The organism is Microbacterium sp. IEGM 1404, assembly GCF_030056775.1.
Classification (GTDB): Bacteria; Actinomycetota; Actinomycetes; order Actinomycetales; family Microbacteriaceae; genus Microbacterium.
The window spans coordinates 374,464-389,499 of sequence record NZ_JASHKP010000004.1; the positions used below are offsets into that span (position 1 = coordinate 374,464).

10 protein-coding genes and 1 pseudogene are annotated in these 15,036 nt (G+C 70.3%); 4 read left to right on the top strand and 7 right to left on the bottom strand.

What is annotated here, in order from left to right:
* Positions 1-279, bottom strand: a complete 279-nt coding sequence (locus QM517_RS16165; protein ID WP_077050844.1) for a metal-sensitive transcriptional regulator — start codon at positions 277-279, stop codon at positions 1-3.
* Complete coding sequence (locus tag QM517_RS16170) at positions 276-1,940, bottom strand: FAD-dependent oxidoreductase (protein WP_283288914.1); 1,665 nt, start codon at positions 1,938-1,940, stop codon at positions 276-278. The genes QM517_RS16165 and QM517_RS16170 overlap by 4 nt, the downstream gene beginning before the upstream one ends.
* A 252-nt stretch (positions 1,941-2,192) precedes the next feature.
* Here QM517_RS16170 and QM517_RS16175 point away from each other — a divergent pair, with 252 nt between their 5' ends.
* From QM517_RS16175 to QM517_RS16185, 3 genes are all read left to right on the top strand, one after another.
* Positions 2,193-2,561 (top strand): fluoride efflux transporter FluC, encoded by a 369-nt coding sequence (locus tag QM517_RS16175; protein WP_283288915.1) that lies wholly within the window; start codon positions 2,193-2,195, stop codon positions 2,559-2,561.
* Positions 2,558-2,923 carry a fluoride efflux transporter FluC gene (locus QM517_RS16180; RefSeq protein ID WP_283288916.1) on the top strand — a complete coding sequence of 122 codons (366 nt, stop codon included), beginning with the start codon at positions 2,558-2,560 and terminating at the stop codon, positions 2,921-2,923. The genes QM517_RS16175 and QM517_RS16180 overlap by 4 nt, the downstream gene beginning before the upstream one ends.
* Before the next feature lie 80 nt (positions 2,924-3,003).
* Positions 3,004-6,168, top strand: coding sequence for an efflux RND transporter permease subunit (locus QM517_RS16185; protein WP_283288919.1), 3,165 nt, complete (start codon positions 3,004-3,006; stop codon positions 6,166-6,168).
* A 265-nt stretch (positions 6,169-6,433) separates the two neighbouring features.
* On the opposite strand, the pseudogene QM517_RS16190 reads toward QM517_RS16185, so the two are convergent.
* From QM517_RS16190 to QM517_RS16200, 3 genes and pseudogenes are all read right to left on the bottom strand, one after another.
* Positions 6,434-7,081: pseudogene (locus QM517_RS16190) on the bottom strand (hypothetical protein); the annotation flags it as partial.
* Between the two features lie 185 nt (positions 7,082-7,266).
* Positions 7,267-8,172, bottom strand: coding sequence for an aldose 1-epimerase family protein (locus QM517_RS16195; protein WP_283288922.1), 906 nt, complete (start codon positions 8,170-8,172; stop codon positions 7,267-7,269).
* Positions 8,169-8,792, bottom strand: a complete 624-nt coding sequence (locus tag QM517_RS16200) for an antibiotic biosynthesis monooxygenase (protein WP_283288924.1) — start codon at positions 8,790-8,792, stop codon at positions 8,169-8,171. The genes QM517_RS16195 and QM517_RS16200 overlap by 4 nt, the downstream gene beginning before the upstream one ends.
* Positions 8,793-9,150: 358 nt before the next feature.
* Here QM517_RS16200 and QM517_RS16205 point away from each other — a divergent pair, with 358 nt between their 5' ends.
* The gene (locus QM517_RS16205) at positions 9,151-11,304 is read left to right on the top strand and encodes a DEAD/DEAH box helicase (protein ID WP_283288926.1); all 2,154 of its coding nucleotides are present in this window, start codon (positions 9,151-9,153) and stop codon (positions 11,302-11,304) included.
* A 50-nt stretch (positions 11,305-11,354) separates the two neighbouring features.
* Here QM517_RS16205 and QM517_RS16210 read toward each other — a convergent pair whose 3' ends face one another.
* Together QM517_RS16210 and QM517_RS16215 are read right to left on the bottom strand one after the other, a co-directional pair.
* Positions 11,355-13,490: an intein-containing Rv2578c family radical SAM protein gene (locus tag QM517_RS16210; protein ID WP_283288928.1), complete on the bottom strand. Its 2,136-nt coding sequence runs from the start codon at positions 13,488-13,490 to the stop codon at positions 11,355-11,357.
* 44 nt (positions 13,491-13,534) lie between these two features.
* Positions 13,535-14,947, bottom strand: coding sequence for an AAA family ATPase (locus QM517_RS16215; protein WP_283288930.1), 1,413 nt, complete (start codon positions 14,945-14,947; stop codon positions 13,535-13,537).
* Positions 14,948-15,036 lie beyond the last annotated feature (89 nt).

Here is a 15,036-nt window from a genome sequence, read left to right on the forward strand (position 1 = left end):
TCAGGCCAGGGTCAGGAACAGCTTCTCGAGGTCCTCGAGCGAGAGCCGGTCGTCCTCTCGGTCCGCGGCTTCGTCGTCGGTGAGACACGTGCGCATCGCGGTGCTCACCACCGCGAATCCCGCCCGGTCGATCGCCTTGCTGACCGCCGCGAGCTGCGTCACGACCGCGCGGCAGTCGCCGCCGGCCTCGATCGCCTCGATGACGGCGGTGAGCTGGCCGCGGGCGCGCTTGAGGCGGTTCGCGGTCTTGCGGATGGTCTCGGCGTCCGTCTCGGTCACGAGCGGGTCCCTTCGGTAACGGTGCGGCCGGCGAGCCAGGTGAGGTAACCGCCGTCGAGATTGCGGACGTCGCGCCCCGCCCCGGCCAGGAGCCGGGCGGCCGTGTGTCCGCGCTGTCCGACCTGGCAGTGTACGACGAGGGGGCCGTCCGGGAGCGGGGTCGTGCCCGCGCGGAGGTCGTCCAGCGGGATGTTCGTGCTGCCGGGGATCGCCCCGGCCGCGACCTCGGCGGGGGAGCGCACGTCGATGAGGGTCGCTCCCTCGGCCAGGACGCCGGCGAGTTCGTGCCACTGCACGGCGCGCGTCAGGCCGGTGCGGAGGTTGTCGGCGACGTACCCGAGCTGGTTGACCGGGTCTTTGGCCGACCCGAACGGCGGTGCGTAGGCGAGTTCGAGGCGGGACAGACGCGAAGCGCTGACGCCGGTCTGCATCGCCAGGGACAGCACGTCGATGCGTCGGTCGACGCCACGCCCGCCGACGATCTGCGCGCCCAGGATGCGGTCATCGCCCGGGTCCACGAGCAGCTTCATCGACATGCGCTCGGCCCCGGGGAAGTAGCCGGCGTGGTCGGTGGGGTGCGTGTGCAGCACCCGGTGCGGTCGCCCCTCGGCGCGCAGGCGTGCTTCTCCGGCCCCGACGGTGGCGATGACGAGGTCGAACACCCGCAGGATGGCCAGGCCGGTCGCGTCGTCGGCGGCGTCGACGGCATCCGTCCCGAGCGCGATGACGTCGGCGACGGTGCGCCCGTGCCGATTGGCCAGCCCCGCCATGGTGACCAGCGCCGGTGCCCCCGAGACGACGTCGACCTTCTCGACCGCGTCGCCCACGGCGAAGATCCGGTGATCGGAGGTGCGCTGCCACGGGTCGACCGCGATGCCGCCGCTCGTTCCGAGCGCGAGGCCCGCCGCCGCGGCGAGGGCGGTGTCGGGACGAGTCCCCCGCGCGTCGATCACGAGGTCCGTCTCGATCTGGGCGCCGGAGGCCAGCGTCACCGCGGTCGCCGAGACGTGGGTGATCTCGTCCGCGAGGTGAAGGTCGATGTCGTGCCGCCGGAGCTCGTCGATCACGGGCCCCGCCATCTCGGCATCCAGAGGGCGGAAGGGGTGCGAACCGCGGTGCACGAGCGAGACGCGGATGCCGCGCCGCGCGAGGTTCTCCACGGCCTCGAGCCCGATGAAGCCGCCGCCGGCGACCACCGCGCGTCGGGCGCCGGCGTCGAGTCGGGCGACGATGTCGTCGACGTCGTCGATGGTGCGCAGCGTCAGGATCGGAACGGAGTCCTCGTCGGCCGGCGGAGGGGGGACCGGCACGGACCCGGGCGACAGGATCAGTTGGTCGTACGTCATCGTCTGATCCGTGCCCGTGGCGAGGTCGTGAACCCGCACCGCCCGGGCGACCCGATCGATGGCGACCACCTCGGTGCGGACGCGGACGTCGAGGCCGAAGCGGGCACCGAGGGTCTGCGGGGTCTGCAGGAGGAGGGCGGATCGATCCTCGATCTCGCCGCCGACGTAGTACGGCAGTCCGCAGTTCGCGAAGCTCACGTGCGGTCCCCGCTCGATGACGATGATCTCGCGGGCGTCGTCGAGTCGACGCAGGCGGGTGGCGGCGGACATGCCCCCGGCCACGCCGCCGACGATGATCGTGCGGGCTGCCGTCATCGTCCGAACAGCCGCGACCAGAGTCCGCCGGACTCCGAGCGCTCGTGCCCGGGGCAGCGGTCGGCCCGGGGGACCCCGGCCATGACCATGTCCACGTGCTGACCGCAACCGGCCCACGTGGTCTTCCCGCAGGTGCGGCAGGTGACGGCTCGACACATATCTGTCTCCTTCTCGGTCGTGGGCTCAGCGTATCAATACCCCCGGGGGTATGCAAAACGGACGGCCGAGACCCGGGGCGCATAAGGTGATCGCGTGGTGTCCTGGCGCGATCTCGTCTCGGTCTTCGTCGGCGGTGCGCTCGGAACCGCGGCGCGCGCCGGCCTGACCCTCGTCCTCGCCGGCGATCTCGGCCCCGCGCTCGTTCCGCTCATCAACGTCGTCGGCGCGTTCGCCATCGGCATCCTGTTCGGGATCCGGGCCCGGATGCCGATGTCCACCCGCGCTCAGCGGGCGCAGCTGTTCTTCGGCACCGGCGTCCTCGGCGGATTCACGACGTACAGCGCGCTGGCGGTCGAGTCCGCCGACCTGTCGCTGCTGTGGTGGGGGGCTGTGACCGTCGTGGTCGGGACGTTCGCCGCGTGGCTCGGCGTTCTGATCGGGCGCGGGGGGCGCGTCGCGTGACGCCCCTGGTCTTCCTCGCGGTGCTCGTGGCCGGTGGAGTCGGCGCGGCGCTCCGCTTCACGCTGGACACCGCCGTGCGCGCGCGCACCGGCGACCGGTTCCCCTGGGGGATCCTCGTGGTGAACCTGACCGGAGCCTTCGTGCTCGGCCTCGTCACCCCGCTCGTCGTCGACGAGGCGTGGCGCTGGATCGTCGGGACCGGGTTGCTCGGGGGGTACACGACCTTCAGCGCGGTCGCGGTGACCACCGCCCTGCTCGCCGAAGAGGGGCGTGCCCGCGCGGCCACGACGTACGCGGTCGCCTCGTTCGTGGGATCCGTCCTCGCGGCGGCGGCGGGTCTCGCCCTCGGCCGCGCCCTCTGAGCGCGCTCCCACCACCGCGGCCGTGGGATACTGGCCTCGATACAGTCCTGTATCGAGTCGGTCGACCCGAAGGGCCCCGCGTGTCGTATCTGGCCGTCCTGAGCCTCCGCAACAGGGCGCTCATCGCGCTCGTCACGATCGTCGCCGCCGTCTTCGGCGGACTCGCGCTGACGAACTTGAAGCAGGAGCTGATCCCGTCGATCGAGTTCCCGCAGCTCGCGGTCGTCACGACCTACCCGGGGGCTTCGCCCGAGGTGGTCGAAGCCGACGTGTCGACGCCCATCGAGGGCGCGATCCGCGGCGTCGAGGGACTGGAATCCACGACGGCCACGAGCACGACGAACTCCTCGATCGTCTCGGCCTCCTTCACCTACGGCACCGACCTGGCCGCCGCGCAGCAGAAGATCCTCGCGGCGATCGCCCGCATCAAGGACCAGCTCCCCGAATCCGCCGACACGACCGTGGCTTCCGCGAGCATCGACGACTTCCCCGTCATCCAGCTCGCCGTCACCGGCTATTCCGACGCCCAGACCATCCAGTCCACGCTGGAGTCGGTGGTCGTCCCGGCGCTCGAGGACGTCACGGGGGTCAATGCCGCCCAGGTGGTCGGCGGCACCGGCCAGCGCGTCACGATCACGCCGGACCCGACGCGCCTGGGTGAACGCGGGTTCGGTCAGCAGGCCATCTCCGACGCCCTCGAGGCCAACGGCGTGCTCTTCCCCGGCGGATCGATCACCGAGGGCGACCAGACGCTGACGGTCCAGACGGGTGCCAAGCTCACCAGCGTCGACGAGATCACGGCGCTCCCGCTCGTCCCCACCGACGCCGCGCAGGCATCCGCCGGGCCCACGACGATCGGCGACGTCGCGACCGTGGCGCAGCAGTCCGACCCGGTCACGACCCTGTCGCGGGTCAACGGCGAGCCCGCGCTCACGATCGCGGTCACGAAGCTCCCCGCGGCCAACACCGTCGACGTCTCGCGCGCCGTGCTGGCGGCGATCCCCGACCTCGAGTCCTCGCTCAACGGCGCGACGTTCACGGTCGTGTTCGATCAGGCGCCGTTCGTGGAGCAGTCGATCGAGGCGCTCGCGCAGGAAGGACTCCTCGGACTCGCGTTCGCCGTCGTCGTCATCCTGATCTTCTTGATGTCCGTGCGCTCGACGCTCGTGACGGCGATCTCGATCCCCACGAGCGTCCTCGTGACCTTCGTCGGGTTGCAGGCATTCGGCTACTCGCTCAACGTCCTGACCCTCGGCGCCCTCACGATCGCCATCGGGCGCGTGGTCGACGACTCCATCGTCGTCATCGAGAACATCAAGCGCCACTACGTCGGCGACGCCGACAAGATCCCCACGATCATCCGCGCCGTGCGGGAGGTGGCCGCCGCCATCACGGCATCCACGATCACTTCGGTCGCGGTGTTCCTCCCCATCGCCTTCGTCGGCGACGTCACCGGCGAGCTGTTCCGGCCGTTCGCGCTCACGGTCACCATCGCCATGGCGGCGTCACTGCTCGTGTCGCTGACGATCGTGCCCGTCCTGGCCTCGTGGTTCCTCAAGCCCGGGAAGGTGGTCCGGGATGCCGAGGGCAACCCGGTCGATCCCGAATCGCCGACCGCGCCGCCCTCGCGCCTGCAGAAGGCCTACGTCCCCATTCTCAGCTGGACCCTCCGGCATTCCTGGGTGACCCTCGGCCTCGCTCTCCTCGTGCTCGCCGGGACCGTGGCATCCGTCCCCCTCCTCAAGACCGACTTCCTGGGCGACTCGGGTCAGAACACGTTCACCGTGACGCAGAAGATCGGTTCGGCGCCCAGCCTCACCGCCGAGGATGCCGCCGCTCAGAAGGTCGAGGCGGTGCTGCGCGACATCCCCGGTGTCGAGACCGTGCAGACCTCGATCGGGTCCAGCGGCTCCGCCCTCCGCGATGCCTTCTCCGGTGGGGGCTCGGGGATCACCTACTCGATCACGTCGGAGGCCGGGGTCGACCAGGTCGACCTGCGTGAGCGCGTCCGCACCGCCGTGTCCGACATCGCCGACGCCGGCGACATCGAGGTCAGTGCGCAGGGCAGTGGATTCGGCTCGACCGACATCACCATCGACGTGACCGCCGCCGACGCCGACGGCCTTCAGCAGGCCACCGACGCGGTGGTCGGGGGGCTCGAGGGCCGCGACGGCATCGGACAGGTCTCCAGCAGCCTGTCGGCCTCGTTGCCCTTCGTCTCGGTGCGGGTGGACCGGGATGCCGCCGCCGAGCGCGGACTCTCGGAGCGGACCGTGGGAGCGCTCGTGTCGGGGGCGATGCAGCCGCGCCAGGCCGGCACCGTCGAGATCGACGGGCGCGGCGTGAGCGTCTACATCGCGTCGGACGACCCGCCCACCACGATCGACACGCTCAAGGCGCTCGAGATCCCGACGGCCGGCGGTGTGGTGCGGCTCGACGAGATCGCCACGGTGGAGACGAGTCAGACGCCGCCGAGCATCACCACGTCGCGGGGCCTTCGCACCGCGGCCGTGACCGTCACCCCGACGACCGACGACCTCAGCAGTTCTTCGGCGAGCGTCCGCGACGCGCTCGCGGACGTGGCGCTGCCGGACGGGGCCACGGCGAAGCTCGGCGGCGTCGTGACGAACCAGCAGGACGCCTTCGGGCAGCTCGGCCTCGCGCTGCTCGCGGCGATCCTCATCGTCTACGTCGTGATGGTCGCGACGTTCAAGTCGCTGCGGCAGCCGCTCGAGCTGCTCGTCTCGGTGCCGTTCGCCGCGACCGGTGCCATCCTCATGCTGGCGATCACGGGCGTCCCGCTCGGTGTGGCCGGCATGATCGGCGCATTGATGCTCGTGGGCATCGTCGTCACGAACGCCATCGTCCTGATCGACCTGGTGAATCAGTATCGCGCGCGCGGACTCAGCGTCTTCGACGCCACCGTCGTCGGCGGCTCACGCCGACTGCGTCCGATCCTCATGACCGCCCTCGCGGCGATCTTCGCGCTCGTGCCCATGGCGCTGGGGATCACGGGGCACGGGGGCTTCATCTCGCAGCCGCTGGCCGTCGTGGTGATCGGCGGACTCGTGTCGTCGACGTTCCTGACGCTGCTCGTGCTGCCGACGCTGTACAACCTCGTCGAGGGAGCGCGGGAGCGGAGGACCGCCCGCCGCGCGGCGACATCGACGCCGGACGCAGGCGCGGCGGAGCCGACGACGGGCGAGCACCCGGTGAGCCGGCGACAGCTGCGCGAGGGCCACTGACGATCACCGGGCGGCGCCGGGCCAGGCTCGAACGGACTCGGCCGGTGCCGACGAGCGCGCCGCGCATGCGCCGCGTCGGGCGCGACGAGAGCGCCGCCACGGCGACGTCGGTTCCCCGGGGCAGGATGCGGGGCGCGACGACGGTCGCGGGTGCGTGGACGGGCTCCACCGCGGAACGGGTCCCGACGCCCGTCAGGCAGTGGGTGAACACGCCCGACCAGGCGAACATGGCGCTGAACGCGATGACCTCGAACAGGGCGAGGTTGATCGTCGCCGTCACGAACATCCAGGCGCCGGCGAAGAGGAACACGAACACGACCGACGTGGAGATGACCAGGCGCTTCGGCAGGCGGTGCAGCAGGAAGGGCGACGTGAGCAGGAGTGCCGCGAACCCGAGGACCATCATTCCGGCTACCTTGTCGTGCAGGTCTTTGTTGGTGTTGAGCGGAACGCATCCGACGAGGGCGAGGTTCACACCGATCACGGTCAGGAAGAACGCCGCCGAGGTGGGCGCGCCGCGGCGTCCGGCGCGACGACCGAGGCGACGGAGATCCCGCCGCACACGGACCGCGTAGACGACGACCAGCGACCCGCCGATCTTGAGCGTGTTGTTGAAGAATGCGGCCGACAGGTCGTGGAACGTGCCGAGCTGGCTGAAGTGCAGCTGCCACCAGAGCGGGTCGCTGGTGGTGAGGATCGACGCGAGGATGCCGCCCACGAGCACGACGAGCACGAGCCCGGCGAGGTGCATGGTGGGGATGTCGTCGAAGCGGCGGGCCAGCCGGCGCGCGAGGACGGGAAGGGAGGCGGAAGGGACGGCGGGGCGGACCGCGATGCTCATGTCGGGCACTTTCGTCGTGGACGGAACGGGTGTCCCCCCACACCGCGAGACCCCCGGCCCCCGTCGGCTCATTCGGGTTGTGAACCGAGGGAACGATGGTCCTCGGTCTCCCCGGTGGCGACGGAATCCGTCAAGGGAATGGTAACTTTCCCCGAGCCCTCATAGGAAAGGTCTTGCCTGCGAATTCCCCAGATCGTCGGCGGAATTTCTTGTCCCCCATTTGGGGGACAAGGGGCATATTCAGGGGGACGAGAACCTCATCCGCGGTAGGAAATACCCCATTCGCGACGCAATTCTCCACCCGGCTCGAGCGACAGCAGATCCGTCCCCGTCGCGAAAGCGTTCGACGGCGCCGTCATCGGTTCGACGGCCACGGCCAGGGAGTTCCCCGGGTATCGGTCGGTGGTGAAGACCTGCACCCACTCGAAGCCCGCATCCTGCCAGAGCTCGACGACCTGACCGTCGGGGGCCGTGAGGGTGTGACGCGCGCGGCCGTCGGCATCCCGTTCGAGCCCGCGGTAGGCGTTGTCGAGCGAGATGTCTCCGAGGCGCCGACCGGCGCGGAGGTCGGTGGCTTCGTCGACCGGGACCTCGTCGACCGGGAGCTTCCGGTCGTCCAGGACGAGCGTCGTCGTGCCCGTCGAGTGCACGACGAGATCCTCGGTGGCGACCCCGCCGATCTGCAGATACGGGTGGATGCCGAGCGCCACCGGCGCCGTGTCGGCGCCGACGTTCTCGATGCGGTGCTCCACGTGCAGACCGTCCGGGAGCAGGGTGAAGGTCACGTGCGTGCGCAGGTGGAACGGGTACCCGGTCTGGGGGACGACGTCCGCCGTCAGCACGAGCCGCTCGTCGGCGACTTCTTCCGCCGTGTACGAGCCGAAGCGCAGCAGTCCGTGGCTGGCGTTGCCGAACGCCGGCTCGCTGATGGCGAGCTGACGGTCCACGCCGCCGAAGGAGTACTTGCCGTCGCGGATGCGGTTCGGCCAGGGCACCAGGACGACCCCGGATGCCGCGGGCGTGGGCACGTCGTCGGCGTAGCGCGGGACGAGATCGACTCCGTCGACGGTGAGGGCGCGCAGAGTCGCGCCCACCTGAGCGATCTCGGCCGAGGAACGGGGTCCGTTCAAGCGGAACCGGTGGCCGGTGGGGTCGGCGGTCATGAGGACACCTTTCGAGGACGCGGCGGGCGTTGCAACCAGGGTCGCAGCAGGCGGGTCACCCAGGGAAGAACCGCGTAGGTCATCACGGGCGTGAGCAGCAGCGTCGTGCCGAGGACGCGCAGCGGCAGCGGAACCTCGGCGAAGCCCGGGATGAACCCGAGCAGCCAGCTGGCGAGCAGGTTCGTGGGGAAGAAACCGATCCAGATCGTCACCGCCTGCTTCCATCGGGGCGGTGCGGCCGGGACCGGTTGCTGCACGGTCTGGGTCGTGGCATCCGTCCCGGTCAGCACCGATCCGAGCGAGGCGTCGAACCAGCCCTCGATGCCGGTGCGCCGTTCCACGCGCTCCTCGCGGGCGAACGGGCGGCCGGAATCCAGCCACCACTGCCGCTGCGACGAGGTCTCCCACTGCTCGAGCGTGGTGATGTCGCGGAAGCGGTACAGCATGTACCAGAGGTCGCTGTCTTCCCCCGCGCGCACCCAGCCCGAGCCGAGGAATCCGGGGAAGGCGGTCGCGAGGTCGGTGCCGGCCTGCATCCAGGAGGTCGCTTCGGCGGTGCGCGTCGGGTCGATGCGCCGCTCGATCGCCACCGTGATGGGGTGGGCGTCGGTGTCTGCCATGGTTCCATCTTCGGCTACCGTCCACGTCCCGGTTCTCCCGGCCCTCGTCCCGGTTATCGCGCCGCATGTTCCGGAAGTGGCCGGTCTGTGGGTGTGAGAACCGCAGAAGGTGGGACGAGGTCCGACTCGGCAAAGACATGGATGCCATTCCCAGGCGCGGGCTGTAACGTGGTGCGGTCGGCTCTGGACGCCGCGTGTGATGCGCGGATGGGTTTGTGAGTCCAAGGGGCCGATGGACAGGACGCGATCGCGGCCTCGACCATCATCAGTGAATGGCCCCCGGCCGACGACAGTCCGGGTTTCGCACCGCCCTGAGCGGTGTCGCTGTTTCGCGCGAACAGAACCCAGGAAGTCCCCCATGCCCAAGAACAAGAAGCCCGCCGGCGGTCGCGCCGCGAAGAACTTCGAGCCCCGCTACGGCGCTCAGACCTCGTTCCAGGATCGCAAGCGTCGTCCCGGTGCCGACGCGCCCGCCAAGCCCGGCAGCAAGAGCCCCACCCACCGCGGCTACCGCGCTCCCGAGGCCGACACCGCCCCCGCCAAGCGCCGCTGGAGCGCGTCGGACCGTGCCGGTCGCGACGAGGCCCGCGGCATCCGCAGCAACGCGCGCGCCGATGAGCGTCCGGCCCGGTCGTTCGATGACCGTCCCGCGCGGTCGTTCGACCGTAACGACCGTCCGGCCCGTTCGTTCGACCGCAACGACCGTCCGGCTCGGTCCTTCGACCGCAACGATCGTCCGGCTCGGTCCTTCGACCGCAACGATCGTCCGGTCCGGGATGACCGTCCGGCTCGTTCGTTCGACCGTAGCGACCGTCCGGCTCGTTCGTTCGACCGCAGCGACCGTCCGGTCCGGGATGACCGTCCGGCTCGTTCGTTCGACCGTGACGACCGTCCGGCGCGGTCGTTCGACCGTCGCGACGACCGTCCCGCTCGGGATGACCGTCCCGCCCGGTCCTTCGACCGCAGCGACCGTCCGGCCCGGGATGACCGTCCCGCTCGTTCCTTCGATCGCAGCGACCGTCCGGCTCGGTCCTTCGAGCGCCGCGACGATCGTCCGGCTCGTTCGTTCGACCGTGACGACCGTCCGGCCCGTTCGTTCGACCGAAGCGACCGTCCCGCTCGTTCGTTCGACCGCAACGATCGTCCCGCCCGCGATGACCGTCCCGCGCGGTCCTTCGAGCGTCGTGACGACCGTCCCCGCCGCACGGACGGCCCCAACCGTTCGGACTGGAACGCGTCGCCGAAGCGCTCGGCCGAGCACGAGCAGCGGGTCGACGTCGTGCACGAGCGACTCCAGGCCGAGGCCGTCGATGCGGCGACCGTGACCGGAGCCGGCTTCGCCGACCTGGGTCTGGGCGACAACATCGTCCGCGCGCTCGCCGGCCTCGGGGCCGAGAAGCCCTTCCCGATCCAGGCGGCCACGGTCGTGCCCATCCTCGAGGGCCGCGACGTCCTCGCCCGCGGCCGCACCGGCTCCGGCAAGACGATCGCCTTCGGCGCGCCGCTCGTCGAGCGCATCCTCCGTGCCCAGGCCGGTCAGCGTCGCGAGTTCGCCCGTGCGCCCAAGGCGCTCATCATGGCCCCCACGCGCGAGCTGGCCCTGCAGATCGACCGCACGGTGCAGACCATCGCGCGCAGCGTCGGCCTGTTCACCACGCAGATCTACGGCGGTGTGCCCCAGGCGCGCCAGGTCGGTGCGCTGAAGAAGGGCGTCGACATCGTCATCGGCACCCCCGGCCGCATCGAAGACCTGCTCAACCAGGGCAAGCTCGACCTCTCGCAGGTGCAGGTGGCCGTGCTCGACGAGGCCGATCACATGTGCGAGCTCGGGTTCCTCGAGCCGGTCCAGCGCATCCTGCGCGCGACCGCCGAGGGCAGCCAGAAGCTGCTCTTCTCGGCCACGCTCGACCGCGAGGTCGCGGCCCTGGTCGACGAGTTCCTCGTCGAGCCGGCCGTCTACGAGGTCGCCGGCGAAGACCAGGACTCGAGCACCATCGAGCACCGCGTCCTCGTGATCGAGCACCGCGACAAGGCGCAGATCCTCGACTCGCTCGTCGACCGCGAGGGCAAGACGCTCGTCTTCGCCCGCACGCGCGCCTACGCCGAAATGCTCGCCGAGCAGTTCGACGAGGCGGGCATCGCCGCGGTCGCCCTGCACGGTGACCTCAACCAGCAGAAGCGCACCCGCAACCTGGAGAAGCTCACCTCGGGTCGCGTGAACGTGCTCGTCGCCACGGACGTCGCCGCGCGCGGCATCCATGTCGACGACATCGATCTGGTCATCCAGGCCGACGCCCCCGACGAGTACAAGACCTACCTGCACCGCTCCGGTCGTACCGGTCGCGCGGGTCGCCGCGGCACCGTCGTGACGCTCATCACGCGTCAGCGTCAGCGCCGTATGACCGAGCTGCTCGATCGTGCCGAGATCGAGGCGCCGTTCGAGCCGACGCAGCTGGGTGACGACGTGCTCGAGGAGCTCGCGGGTCGTCAGCTCTCCGACGTCACGTCCTGAGTCGATCTCGAAAGCCCCGTCCGCCGTGTGCGGGCGGGGCTTTCGCCGTTTCAGAACAGGGTCGGTTCGCTGGCGGGGGCGACGGACGGGCGGGCGGATGCCGCCGACCCGGTGGTGCGGACGGGTCCGAGTCGCGGTGCGGTCGCCGTGCGCGCGGCGAGCCCCGGCTGCGGTCGGCCGCGCGGGTGGTCGTCCTCGTCCCATCCGTCGAGGCGATGCATCTTCAGCAGCGGCTGCACGCGCTTGCCGAGCCAGCGCCGGTAGGCCTGCGGTGCCTGCACCGACACCCCCGGATACAGACCCCGGTAGGAGGACATGAGTTCCGGATGCTCGCGCTCGAGCCACTGCAGGAACCACTCCTTCGCCCCGGGCCGAAGGTGAAGTGCCCCGTACACGACTCGCGCCGCGCCGGCGGCACGGATGCGCCCGAGAGCGTGGTCGAGGGCGGCGACCGAGTCGGTGAGGTGCGGGAGGATCGGCATGAGGAAGACCGTCACGCGGAACCCGGCCGCGGTCGCCGCTTGAACGGTGTCGAGTCGCGCCTCCGCGGTGGGGGTGCCGGGCTCGAGCGACCGTTGCAGCGCGTCGTCGAACACCGCGATCGACATCGCGAGCGTCACCCGCACCTCTTTCGCCGCATCGGTGAGGAGCGGAAGGTCACGCCGGAGCAGTGTGCCCTTGGTGAGGATGGAGAACGGCGTGCGGTTCTCGGCGAGCGCGCCGATGATGTCGGGCATCAGGCGGTAGCGACCCTCGGCCCGCTGATACGGATCGGTGTTCGTCCCGAGCATCACGGGTTCCCGCGCCCACGATCCTCGTCGCAGCTCGCTGCGCAGTACGTCGGCGACGTTGATCTTCACGACGATCTGGGAGTCGAAGTCGGCCCCCGAGTCGAGGTCCAGGTATTCGTGCGTCTTGCGGGCGAAGCAGTTGTGGCTGACGACGCCGTTGGCGATGAAGTCCCCCGTGCCGGTGCTGATATCGATCATGTCGATCTCGTACCCGAGGTCTTCCACGGCGACGACGCGGAGGTCGGAGCTGGTCTTCACGGCGGCCCCTACGACGTCGAGCTTCCGCGTCAGGGCAGGGCGCGCGATACGGAAGAAGCGCTGTCGCGCAGCCAGCCCGCCGCGAAGTCGAACGGAGCACACGTCCGTGGTCGTCTTGCTCTCGCGCACGGCATCGAAGCCGAAGTGTGCGAAGCCCTCCTCGATCAGATCGAGCAGTTCGGGGTTCGCGTTCGAGATTCTTAGGATGCCGCGGGAGCAGGACCCCTCCGCATCGAAGATCCCGCCCAGGAATCCCGCGAGCCACTCCGAGGATCGGTGTTGCGGGACCCTGATGTGATCCTCGAGGCGGGCGATGTCCGCTGAACGCGCTGTGTGTAGAGCCGTCATCGGCCGGTATCCCTCAGGCACCGCGAATGGGCGTTGCGTCGTCTGGATATCGAGATCATCCATGTAGGCGCGAGTCAGCGCCAGCGGCTCCGGGTCTGCGAGCGCGAGGCGGAATCGGTGGATGTCGCGGACCCGATGTCCGTCGTCGTATGTTCGGTGGAAGATCATGCCGTCGCCGCGGATCATGCCGGTGACATACCCCTGCTTGCGGTCTTCGCTCTCGACGGGATGAGCGATCGGGGCGCCCAGACCGAACCCCTGCAGACGGTTCGACGTCGTCAGATAGGGGCGCTGATTCGACCCCTGCATCGCGCCGGAGACGAACTTCCACCCTCGGTCGGTGAGGAAGCGGTGGTCAGCGCTGGCGACGATCTCCGTTCCGTCGGCCAACGTCACCCGGAAGGCGCGCTTTCTCGTGGGCCACTTGGCTGTGACCGTCGTGCGCACGAATCGGCGGTAGGCGCCCTGCTTCTGCGTGCCGATGATCTCATCGTCGATCTTGACCTCGCGGAGAGGCACATGTCTCCCGTCGGCGGTCATGATGAGCGTGTCGGGGGACAGGCAGTAGGCACACGCATGACTGCACCCTCGGTAGGGGTTCACCGTCCAGTCGAAGGGCATCGCCGAGGCGCCCGGGACGCGGTTGAGCGCCGTCTTGGCGAGCACCTCGTGGAAGGTCATTCCGGCGAACTCGGGAGTAGTCACCGAACGGACGAGACCGTCCATGCGCTCCATGCCGGGAAGCGCCGCCGTGTCGTCGACGCCCAGCTTCTGACCCTGCCACCTCATCTCCCCATGGGAACATGTGTTCGAGGAATTGGCAAGCGCCTGCGTCACTGACTAGAAGAAAAGGACTCCCGTCCGCCGAGCAACAGCCGGGTCAGCGCTGCGCCGGACGACAGCAGGTCGTCGAGCGCGGCCGCGAGGTCGTCGTCGGTGGGCAGCTCGTCCCCGCGGAGCGCCGCCCGCAGGACCGCACGGCGCACCAGTTCTTTCGCGAACGAGCCGGTCGTGCCCTCGGCGCGCTCGGCGGCGGCGTGCAGCGCCTCGGCGGAGAAGGGGAGGCTGCCCGCGTAGTGCTGGAACAGGCGGCGTCGGGCGGTGACATCGGGCAGGGCGATCTCGACGCCGAGGTCGACGCGGCCGGGGCGGGCCGCGAGGGCTTCCTCGAGGATCTGCACGTGGTTCGTGGTCATCACGAACGCGATGTCGGCATCCGGTTCCAGGCCGTCCAACGCGTCGAGCACGTCGAACAGGACCGGCTCGGGCGAGTACGCGCGGTCGGCGGCGACGAGGTCGATGTCCTCGAGCACGACGAGCGCGGGCGCGAACGTGCGCGCGATCTCCGCGGCAGCGGACACGAAGCGGATGCTCGATCCGGTGAGCACGACGGCGGTGGTGCCCGGCGTGCGCGACAGCAGATGGCGCACCGTCAGCGTCTTGCCGGTGCCGGGCGGCCCATACAGCAGGACACCGCGCTTGAGGTGCTGCCCCGCGGCGCGCAGGACCTCGCGCTGGTCGCCGATGCCCACGACGTGGTCGACGATGGTCTGCAGCACGCCGTCCGCGAGCACGACGTCGTCGGCCTCGACGGACGGGCGGGGGAGGAACGTCGCTCCCGCGTGCGACCCGTACTCGGTCGGCGCGAACGACAGCACCTGACCGCGCAGCACGCTCCGCTCGACCATGAGGCGGCGGATTTCGGCGAGCGCGGCGCTCGTGGCATCCGGGTCGGATCCGAACACTTCCAGCCGTGCGGCCGGCGGCATGACGTTCGGCGAACTCGAACGCTGCACCACGGCCAGGGGGTGCCCGTCGAACGTCAGAAGCCGAACGCCGAAGGCGACGACGCGTCGCTCGGTGCCGGGACCGATCGCGCGCGTCTCGTACGAGATGGGGCCGGGTGCGAACCGCGCGTAGGAGGACGCCAGGAGCTCGGATGCCGAGACGTGCCACCGCTGGTCGCCGCCCGTGACGCCGATGACGCGGCCGCCGCCGACGGCCGTCAACTCGTCGAGGGCGATGTCCGCATCCACGTACCGGTGCAGCGACAGCGACTCCGTCGTGACGGGGACGGTCGCGGCATCCACCCCCAAATGGTCGGAGATGACGTCGGCCAACGCGCTGCGTCCGTCCGCGTGGTCGTCTGCGGCGACCCTCTGCACGTGCTCCAGGTAGCGGGCAACCGTACGCAGCGCTTCGCGGTCGTGGTCGTCGATCATCGTTGCCCCCCGGTCGGATTCCACCCCTCCCACCCTGCCCGGGCGGGCGCTTCCGGGCAACGAGGGATTCCGTGCCCGTCCGTGCGCCCCCTCGACCGGCCCGGAGCGGCGGG